This is a genomic window from Thermus sp. (assembly GCF_040290245.1).
Classification (GTDB): domain Bacteria; phylum Deinococcota; class Deinococci; order Deinococcales; family Thermaceae; genus Thermus_A.
On record NZ_PSMQ01000064.1, the window covers coordinates 1 to 8,953 of the forward strand.

The 8,953-nt window shown below is 64.8% G+C and carries 12 protein-coding genes; 1 reads left to right on the top strand and 11 read right to left on the bottom strand.

Going from position 1 to position 8,953, the window contains the following annotated elements:
- Positions 1-348: hypothetical protein (locus tag C4301_RS08315; protein WP_352414629.1), on the bottom strand; the 348-nt coding region annotated here is incomplete at its 3' end.
- Between the two features lie 23 nt (positions 349-371).
- On the opposite strand from C4301_RS08315, the gene tyrS reads away from it, so the two are divergent.
- Complete coding sequence (gene tyrS / locus C4301_RS08320; protein ID WP_352414630.1) at positions 372-1,670, top strand: tyrosine--tRNA ligase; 1,299 nt, start codon at positions 372-374, stop codon at positions 1,668-1,670.
- On the opposite strand, the gene C4301_RS08325 is transcribed toward tyrS, so the two are convergent.
- From C4301_RS08325 to C4301_RS08370, 10 genes are all read right to left on the bottom strand, one after another.
- The gene (locus C4301_RS08325; RefSeq protein WP_352414631.1) at positions 1,667-2,224 is read right to left on the bottom strand and encodes a Rieske 2Fe-2S domain-containing protein; all 558 of its coding nucleotides are present in this window, start codon (positions 2,222-2,224) and stop codon (positions 1,667-1,669) included. The two genes, tyrS and C4301_RS08325, sit on opposite strands and share 4 nt — an antisense overlap.
- Positions 2,221-3,201, bottom strand: a complete 981-nt coding sequence (locus C4301_RS08330; RefSeq protein WP_352414632.1) for a tetratricopeptide repeat protein — start codon at positions 3,199-3,201, stop codon at positions 2,221-2,223. The genes C4301_RS08325 and C4301_RS08330 overlap by 4 nt, the downstream gene beginning before the upstream one ends.
- Complete coding sequence (locus C4301_RS08335; RefSeq protein WP_503012413.1) at positions 3,198-3,632, bottom strand: cytochrome c-type biogenesis protein; 435 nt, start codon at positions 3,630-3,632, stop codon at positions 3,198-3,200. Before C4301_RS08335 ends, C4301_RS08330 begins: the two co-directional genes overlap by 4 nt.
- A 41-nt stretch (positions 3,633-3,673) precedes the next feature.
- On the bottom strand, positions 3,674-4,147 hold the full coding sequence (locus tag C4301_RS08340) for a TlpA family protein disulfide reductase (protein ID WP_503012414.1): 474 nt from the start codon (positions 4,145-4,147) through the stop codon (positions 3,674-3,676).
- Positions 4,148-4,200: 53 nt separating this feature from the next.
- The gene (locus tag C4301_RS08345; RefSeq protein ID WP_352414634.1) at positions 4,201-6,126 is read right to left on the bottom strand and encodes a heme lyase CcmF/NrfE family subunit; all 1,926 of its coding nucleotides are present in this window, start codon (positions 6,124-6,126) and stop codon (positions 4,201-4,203) included.
- Positions 6,123-6,551, bottom strand: a complete 429-nt coding sequence (gene ccmE, locus C4301_RS08350; RefSeq protein WP_352414635.1) for a cytochrome c maturation protein CcmE — start codon at positions 6,549-6,551, stop codon at positions 6,123-6,125. Before ccmE ends, C4301_RS08345 begins: the two co-directional genes overlap by 4 nt.
- Positions 6,552-6,642: 91 nt before the next feature.
- The gene (ccsA, locus tag C4301_RS08355; protein WP_352414636.1) at positions 6,643-7,323 is read right to left on the bottom strand and encodes a cytochrome c biogenesis protein CcsA; all 681 of its coding nucleotides are present in this window, start codon (positions 7,321-7,323) and stop codon (positions 6,643-6,645) included.
- Positions 7,324-7,366: 43 nt separating this feature from the next.
- A complete protein-coding gene (locus C4301_RS08360; protein ID WP_352414637.1) occupies positions 7,367-8,032 on the bottom strand; it encodes a heme exporter protein CcmB in 666 nt (221 codons plus the stop codon).
- On the bottom strand, positions 8,029-8,595 hold the full coding sequence (locus C4301_RS08365) for an ABC transporter ATP-binding protein (RefSeq protein ID WP_352414638.1): 567 nt from the start codon (positions 8,593-8,595) through the stop codon (positions 8,029-8,031). Before C4301_RS08365 ends, C4301_RS08360 begins: the two co-directional genes overlap by 4 nt.
- A 49-nt stretch (positions 8,596-8,644) precedes the next feature.
- The coding region (locus C4301_RS08370) for a cytochrome c biogenesis CcdA family protein (protein WP_352414639.1) at positions 8,645-8,953 on the bottom strand (309 nt) is incomplete at its 5' end.

An 8,953-nucleotide genomic window follows, 5' to 3' on the forward strand; every position in this document is an offset into this window, starting at 1 on the left:
GTCGTACCGGACCCAGCCCTTGGCCCTTACCAAGCGGAAGATAAGGAGGTACGACCCAGGCTCCACCGGGTAACGGAGCTCCCCCTGAAAGGTGCCGGAAAAGGGCCTGGGGCTCAGGCGGGACCCCTCCCCTGAAAATCCCACGAGGAGCTGGCCTTCTCGAAGCTGGCCCGCCACCTTGACCTTTAGCGCGTCGTACCCGCCCGCAACCCGGATGGGATAGCGGGCCTCCCCCGTGTACTTCCAGTAGAAGACTGGGAGGAAGGGTGGATACCCCACAGCAAGGCCATACCGGTCCGCATACCAGTAGCCTAGTAGGGCGAGCCCCAGAAGGAAAAGGGGTCTCATTTCCCTCCAGTATACTTGGGGGCATGGGCGCCTCGCACACTCCGGAGGAAGCTTTGGCGCTACTGAAAAGGGGGGCAGCGGAGATCCTCCCCGAGGAGGAGCTCCTGCGAAAACTCGAGGAAGGCCGCCCCCTCACGGTCAAGCTGGGCGCGGACCCCACCCGGCCCGACCTCCACCTGGGCCACGCGGTGGTCCTGAGGAAGATGCGGCAGTTCCAGGAGCTCGGGCACAAGGTGGTCCTCATCATCGGGGACTTCACCGGGATGATTGGGGACCCCTCGGGCCGCTCCAAAACCCGGCCTCCTTTGAGCCTCGAAAAGACCCGGGAAAACGCCAAAAGCTACGTGGAACAAGCAGGGAAGATCCTCCGGCAGGAGCCCCATCTTTTCGAACTCCGCTACAACTCGGAATGGCTCGAGCCCCTCACCTTCAAGGAGGTGGTCCGCCTCACCTCCCTCATGACCGTGGCCCAGATGCTGGAGCGGGAGGATTTTAAGAAGCGGTATGAGGAAGGGGTTCCCATCTCCCTGCACGAGTTTCTCTACCCCTTTGCCCAGGCCTACGATTCCGTGGTCATTCGGGCGGATGTGGAGATGGGGGGAACGGACCAGAGGTTCAACCTCCTGGTGGGGCGGGAGGTGCAGAAGGCCTACGGGCAACCCCCTCAGGTGGCCTTCCTGATGCCCCTCTTGGTGGGCTTAGACGGCCGGGAAAAGATGTCCAAGAGCCTGGACAACTACATCGGCCTCACCGAGCCCCCGGAGGTGATGTTCAAAAAGCTCATGCGGGTGCCAGACCCCCTTCTTAAGGACTACTTCCTCCTCCTCACCGACTTCGAAGAAGAGGGGGTGGAAACCCTTCTCAAAGAGGCCGGACCCGCGGGGGCCCACCGGGTCCTGGCCCGCCTCCTCACCTACGCCTACAGCCTCCCTCAGATTCCGCCCAGGATCGACCGCGCCCTTTACGAGGGGCTGGGCTACGCCTTCACCGCCTGGGGCCGGGATAAGGAGGCAGGGCCCGAAGTGGTGCGAAAGGCGGAGGAGCGCTACGACGAGGTGGCCAAAGGAAAAATCCCCGAGGGGATCCCCACGGTCCAGATCCCCAAGGAGGCGCTCAAGGAAGGGCGGATCTGGGTGGCCAGGCTCTTTACCCTGGCGGGGCTCACCCCCTCAAACGCCGAGGCGAAAAGGCTCATCGGGAACCGGGGCCTTCGGATCAACGGGGAGGTGGTGGAGGACGAGACCCTCGAGGTGGAGCTTTCCCGCCCCCTGGTCCTGCAAAGGGGGCGGGACCGGTTCGTGCGGGTGGAGCTCGAACCCTAAGAAACCTCCAGGGGCCTGAGGGGCACCTCGTGCCCCGTGGCGTAGACCTCCTTTCCCACGACCTCGAGCCGGAGCCGGGGCAGGGGGTGGCGGGGAGGGCCGTAGACCGCCTCCCCCGCCTTAAGGGGGTCAAAGGCCCCGAAATGGCAGGGGCAGCCCAGAAAGGGGGTTTCCGAACGGTAGTTGTACAGGAGGGAGCCCGCCTCGGGGTCGGGGACGAAGTTCACCGTGCACCCCTGGTGGGTGCAGATGCGGGAGAAGGCCACCAGGTGCAGACCGTTCACGCTTACCCCCCCCTGGACGGGCAAGGGGGTGCGGAGGAGGATGGATTGGAGCGGCCCCTGAGGAAGGGGGTATAGGAAGGGTTTCACGCTCCAGGGGGCGGGAAGCTCAGAAAGGCGGGCCACAAGCACCTTAGGCCCCGGCTTCCACCTGGGCTCCTTGGGCTCCGGGCGGGGGCGGAAGCGGAGGTTGTAGGTGCGCACGCCAAACCAGGTGAAAAAGCCCAAAGCCGCCCCCACGGGCAGGAGGAAGACGAGGTCGCGCCTTCTCATAGGGTCTTCAGGTACTCGAGGAGGGCTTTCAGCTCCGCCTCGGAAAGGGGGACGGGCGGCATTGCCCCCCGGCCATTTTGGACGATCTCCCGCACCGCCTCCTCCGCCTTTAGGATCGGATTGCCCTTCAAAGCGGGGCCCGAACCCCCCTGGCCCAGGGCCCCGTGGCAGACGGCGCAGCGGGCGAGGAAGACCGCCTGGCCCGAGGGGGTCTTCCCTCCGGCCTTGGCCTTGGCCATGGCGATGAGGCTCTGGACCTGCTCCCTGGCCTCCCCTCCCACCTCGAGGTACTTCTCCCAGGCCTTGATGGCCTCTGCGTTCTGGCCGAGCTGGAAATAGGTGTTCCCTAGGAAAAGCCAGCCCTCCGCCGCCTTAGGGTCGGCGTGGAGGGCGATCTGGAGGAAGGGCAAAGCCTCCTCCGGCCGGCCCGAGAAGAAGAGGAGAATCCCCACCCGGCGGATGGCCTCCGCGTTTCTCGGGTCCTTCTTGAGGAGCTCAAAATAGGCCTCCGCCGCCTGGTCAAAGGCCTGGAGTTCCCAGGCCTTCCGCCCCCAGGCCAGAAAGGCCTCCGGGCTTCCCGTCCTTCTCGCCTTGTCCGCAAGCACCCTGAGGACCTGGGCCTCCTGCCGCGCGGTGACCAGGGTCTCCCCGGGAAGCCGGGGCAGGGTGTAGCGCCAAAGCCCATACCCCACCCCCAAGAGGACCAAAACCGCCCCCACGAGGGCCCAGGGGCGAAAGGGGCGGGCCTGGGCGGGGCGGTACCCCTCCAGCGCCCTTTCCAGCCTTAGGATACGGGCCAAAGCGGCCTTTCTCTCCTCCCCCTCCAGGGTCTTGGCCTCCTCCCGCAAAAGGGCAAGCTCGGCCAGGAGGTCCTCCCGCCTGGGGGGTTCCGGGAAGGGCTCCTCCTTTTCGCGAAGGGGCAGGAGGAGGTAGGCCAGGAGGGCCAGGGCAAGAAGGGCAAAGAGAATCGTCGTCATGGGCCTTCCCTGGACTCCTCGAGCTCCCCCTCGAGGCGTTTTAAGGCCTCAGGGTCCAGCTCCGCCTTGGGCCTTCGGAAAAAGGGGAAAAGGCCCACCCCTAAAAGGGCCAGGGCCAAAGCGGGCAGGACCCAGACCCAGAGGGTCACCCCTCGCCTGGGGGGTTCGTAGAGGATCCACTCCCCGTAGCGCTCTACAAAGAAGGCCTTGATCTCCGCCTCGCTCTTGCCTTTCTTAAGCATCTCGGCGATCAGGCGGCGCATCTCCTGGGCCACCCCGGAGTTGCTCTCCGCGGCCGACTCCCCCTGGCAGACGGGGCAGCGAAGGGCCCGGGCAATTTGGAACACTTGCGGAGAAAGGTCGGGAGGGGGGCCCTCCCGGTGTTCGCTTAGCGAAGCAACCTGCGCCAGGGCCGGAAAGCTGCTTCGCAAAGCGAACACAGAGAGGAGGGTAAGAAGCACCAAAGCGAGTCTCACTGCACCTCCTTAAGCAGGGCGAAAAGCGCCTTTTCGTCCACCGCCCCCGCGTGCCGCCTCACCACCCGGCCTTCCTGGTCTATGACAAAGGTCTCCGGCACCCCGTACATCCCGTAGTCCACCCCCACCCGGCCCCGGGGGTCAAAGACCTGGGGGAAGGTGAGACCAAACTGGGCGATGAACTTAAGCGCCTCCGCCTCCTTATCCTGCGTGTTGATGCCCACGAGGAGAACCCTGTCTCGGTTGGAGCGCCAAAAGGCCTCCAGGACCGGCGCCTCCTCGTAGCAGGCGGGGTAGCACCAGCTGGCCCAGAAGTTGAGGAGGATGGGCTTTTTCCCCAGGTGGTCATAAAGGCGGAAGCCCTCCCCCCACTCCGCCCGGTAGGGCGGCAACAGGGGCAGGGTAAAGTCGGGGGCAAGGCGCCTTTCCTGGGCCAAGACCGAGGGCAGCTCCCGGGGGTTGCGCTGCATCCCCCACCAGAAAAGCCCGCCCAAAAGGAGGAGTAAAAGGACCCAGACCCACCTCACGCCACCGCCTCCCGCACCCTTGGCCTGGCCTCAGGCCAAAGGATGTAAAGCGTGCCCAAGGCAATGACCCCCCCCGCCACCCAGAGCCAGAAGACCATCGGGGTAACGATGAGCCGGACGGAGGCCCACGCTCCTTTATCCCGGTCAAAATCCATGAGGACGAAGTAGTAGTCGTTCACCGGGGTATAGATCACCCTCGGGTAGGCCAAAGGGGCGTTCATCTGGGGGTAGAAGTGGAGCCGGGGGCGGACCTCGCCGAACCGGTCCGTCCGGAGAAGGGCCTCTACGGCAAACCGCCGCCCCTCGTCCAGGGCCCGCACACCCAGAAACTCCATCCGAAGCCCCGCCGCCTCCCAGGCCTGCCCTTTGTAAAGGGTCTTTTCCGCCTCGAGGCGGTAGGCCTGGCTGAAGGCGATGGAAAGCCCCGCCAGGGCCACCCCCAGGTGGACGACCAGGCTCCCCATCCGCCTTCTCTGGCTGAACAAGCCCCAGGGGTTTAGGCCTGCCTCCTTCCGGGCCCGAAGGCCCTCCCACGTAAGGAGCCCCACCGCCGTCAGGTTGTACAGGAAAAGCCCCACCGCCAGGCTCGCCCCCAGGGTATACCCGCGAAGGATCCCCAGGAAAACCCCCAGAACCAGGGCGAGGAGGAGGAAGAGGAGGTTGCGCACCACCTCCTGCCCCGCCCGCCTCCAGGGCAGAACCGGCCCTATCCCCATCAGGAGGAGGATCCCCACGCCGATGGGCAGGGAGACCTGGTTGAAAAAGGGCGCCCCCACGCTCACCTTGGCCCCGGTGAAGGCCTCCACCAAAAGGGGGTAAAGGGTTCCCAGGACCACCACCAAGCCCCAGCCGACAAAGAAGAAGGCCCCCAGAAGAAGCGCCCCCTCCCGGGAGAAGAGCCTAAGCCCCCCCTCCTCGCTCACCTCCCGCCCGGTCCGGGAAAGGAGGCCAAAGCCCAGGGCCAGAACCAAGAGGAAAAAGCCCAGGAAGACTGGCCCCACCGGCCCCTCCGCGAAGGCGTGCACGGACTGGATGACCCCACTGCGGGTGAGAAAGGTGCCCAGCACGGTGGAGGCGAAGGCTAGGGTGACGAAGGCGAGGTTCCAGACCCTAAACCGCCCCCGGACTTCCTGGACGAAGGCGGTGTGGAGGAAGGCGGTGGCGAGAAGCCAGGGGAGGAAGCTAGCGTTTTCCACCGGGTCCCAGGCCCAGTACCCCCCCCAGCCCAGCACCTCATAGCTCCACCACCCACCGGCCACGATGGCCGCGGAGAGGAAACCCCAGGCCACCAGGGTCCACCACCGGGTCTCCCCCACCCAGGTCTGGTACCGCCTGGTGGCCATGGCCGCCACCGCGTGGGCAAAAGGCACGCTCAGGCCCACGAAGCCCAGGTACATGAGGACGGGGTGGACGGCCATCATCCAGTGGTTCTGGAGAAGAGGGTTCGGCCCCCGCCCCTCGGTGGGCGGATTGGGCATGGCCTCAAAAGGGTTGGCGATGGTGGCCATGACCCCAAAGAAGAAGACCTGGATGCCGAAAAGGGTGGCCAGGACAAGGCTCCTCCGCCACGGGTCCAGGGTTTTGCGGCTCGCCAAAAAGGTGTAGAGGGTCTGGAGGAGGCCCCAAAGGAGGATGCTGCCCTCCAAGGCCGCCCAGGGGGTGACCAGGGCCACCCAGAGGGGGTCCTGGGTGGAGTGGTGCTCGGCCACGTAGCGGACGGTGAAGTCGTGGGCAAGAAGCGCCCACTCCAGGGCCAAAAAGGCCAAAGCCGCAAAAAGGAAGGCCAGGGGGGCGGCCCTGAGGGCTCCTTTAAGAAGCCGACCATCCCCCTGTAGGTAAGCGAAAAGGGCGAGGGCAAACCCCGCCAGGGAAAGGAGGAGGGCCAAAAGCAGGGAGACTCCGCCTAAAAGCCCTGGGGTCATTTCGCCTCCTGGATGAGCTTCCGCACGTCCTCAGGGGTGTACCCCGCCCTCGGGGGCTGGTAGTTTTCGGAATGCTTGACGAGAAGGTTGTTCCCCTGGAACACCCCCTCCTGGAAACGCCCCTCCACCACCACCCCCTGCCCCTCCTTGAAAAGGGCCGGGGGGGTGCCCCGATGGACCACGTTCACCCTGGCCACCCCGTCGGTGAGGACGAAGCGGAGGGTGAGGGTGTCCTTATCGTAATGGACACTCCCTGGCTCCACCAACCCCCCCAGGCGGACGGGGCGGTTCTGGTAGCGGGCCTGGTTTTCCAGGTACTCCGAGGGGGTGAGGAAGTAGACCAGGTTCCGCCCGAGGCCGCCAAAGACCATGTAGCCCAGGGCGCCCAGAACCACCAATAAGCCCAAAAGATGTTTGACCTTCACCTTACCCTCCGGTATCGCCAGAAGAGATAGGCCAGATAGCCGAAGACCGTAAGGTAGGTCAGGGCGTAGACCCAGAGCACGAAAACCTCGCTCATCCCTCCTCCTTTTTGGCCTCGAGGGCCGCGAGGTAGCCCCGGAAACGGAGGAAGCCCAGGTAGAGAAGGGTGAAGACCAGGAGGTTGAAGAGGAGGGCCTGGAGCATCTCCGGGGCCATATGGATCCGGCCGGTGGTCAGGTCGATGGACTGGGTCTGGTGGAGGCTCCGCCACCACTTGACGGACATGTAGCTGATGGGTACGTTGATAAACCCCAGAATCCCCACCGCGGCCGCGGCCTTGGCCCGGAGGTCCGGGTCCTCTATGGCCGAGCGGAGGAGGAAGTACCCCACGTAGACCGCAAAGAGGATGGCGGTGGTGGTGAGCCGGGGCTCCCAGGTCCAGTAAACCCCCCAGGTGGGCCGGGCCCAAAGCATCCCCGTAACCAGGGCCAGCCCCATGAAGACAAGGCCGATCTCCGCGCTCGAGACGGCGATGCGGTCGTACTTGGGGTTCGGTCGGAAGAAATACAAAAGGGAGTAGAGGAAGGTCACAAGGAAGGCCAGATACCCCAGCCACGCCCCGGGGACGTGGAGGTACATGATCCGGACCAGGTACCCCTGGTTCACATCCGGCGGAGCGGAAAGGGCGAGATAAAGCCCTAGGGGCAAAAGGAGCAAGCCCAGGGCTAAAAAAACCCAGGTCCAGGCATCGGGTCGGTCAAGGGTTCTCTGCATCTCCACCTCCTAGTCTGCCACACTGCTTCCTTAAATCCGTGAGTCAGCCCTCCATCACCCAGGGAAAGAGAAGAGAGGAAACCGTCACATACACCACGTCAAACACGAGAAGGAGCTGCCACCAAGGGAGCACCTCCCCCCAAGGAAGCCCTGCCAGCAGGTTCTTCGTAGCCCGGACCGAGGCCAAAACCACAGGGACCACCAGGGAAAAAAGAAGGAGGGGCAGAAGGACATCCCGCCCGCGGAGCCGGGAAAGAAGGCCCGCGTAGAACGTGGCCACACTGGCATACCCCAGGCCTCCTAGGACCAAGGTGAGAAGGAGGGGAAAAAACTGCCCCAAAGGCAGGTAAAAAAGCCCCGCGGTCACAAGCAGACCCAGAAGACCCAAAAGGACGAGGACGACCATCTGGAAAAGAAGTTTTCCGAAATACACCCATTCCCGGCTTCCCGGGACGAGGAGAAGATCGTCTAAAGTACCGTCCTCCACCTCGAGGCCGAAGGCTCGGGAGGCCAGGAGGCTCCCCGCAAAGGCCATCCCCACCCAAAGCGCCCCCGCCGCAGCCTCCCGCAAAAGGGCCTCTCCAGGCCCGAGGCCTAAGGCCAGGATGAAGAGCATGACCAAGAAAAAGGAAAAAACGGAAAGAAGCCCCGCCCGCCCCCGCACCTCCAGGCGGAGGTCCCGAAGGGCCAGAACCAGGACCCTCCTCACCCTTCCCCCAGTACCAGCGTCCGGTCCGCCACCCTCCGGGCGAAGTCCAGGTCGTGGGTGGCCAACAAAATGGCTGCTTCCCGCCTGCCCTCCTCCAAAAGGGTGAAAAGAAGCCCCCGCCCCTCCTGGTCCAAGGCCGTCTCCGGCTCATCCCAGAGCCAGATCTCAGGCTTAAGAAGCTTGAAGCGAAGAAGGGCGAGTCGCTTTTTCATTCCGCTGGAAAAGGTGAGAAGGGGTTTGTCCGGGGGAAGGCTGAAGGCCTCGAGGGAAGCCCCATCCCAAACCCCCTTCCCCCAGAGGGCCAGGTCGTAGGCCAGGTGCTCCCGGGCGGTCAGGTGGCGGTGGAAAGCCGGGGGGTTGGAAAGGAGGAGGGCCTCCCCACGCCGCTCCACCCGGCCCCGGGTTGGGCGCTGAAGCCCTGCGCCCAGGCGCAAAAGCGTGGTCTTGCCCGATCCGTTGGGCCCCAGGAGGGCCACCACCTCCCCCTTCCTCACGCTAAACCCCACCCCCTTCAGGACCCAGTCCCGGCCGAACCGCTTCCAGACGTCCTCGAAAAGAAGCATCCTTTAAGAGTTTTTCAGAGCCGTCCCCTGCCTGCAAGGGGGATCTGCCCTAGAGGTACCGCTGAAGCCACTCCGGGGTAATGCGGAGGAAGAAGCTGTTGAGCTGAGTGTACGTCCCGCTCACCAGAAGCACCCCCACCAAAACCAGCACCACCCCCGCCACCACCTCCACCGCATGGGAAAGCCGCGCCGCCCGGCGGAGGTACCCCTTCAGCCGGTCCGCAAAGGCCGCCACCAGCAAAAAAGGTACTGCCAGGCCCAGGATATAGGCCAGAAGCAGCCCCACCCCACCCCCCACCGCGGTCAGGGTGAGGATACCCCCCAGGATGGGGCCGATGCAGGGGGTCCAGGAGATGCA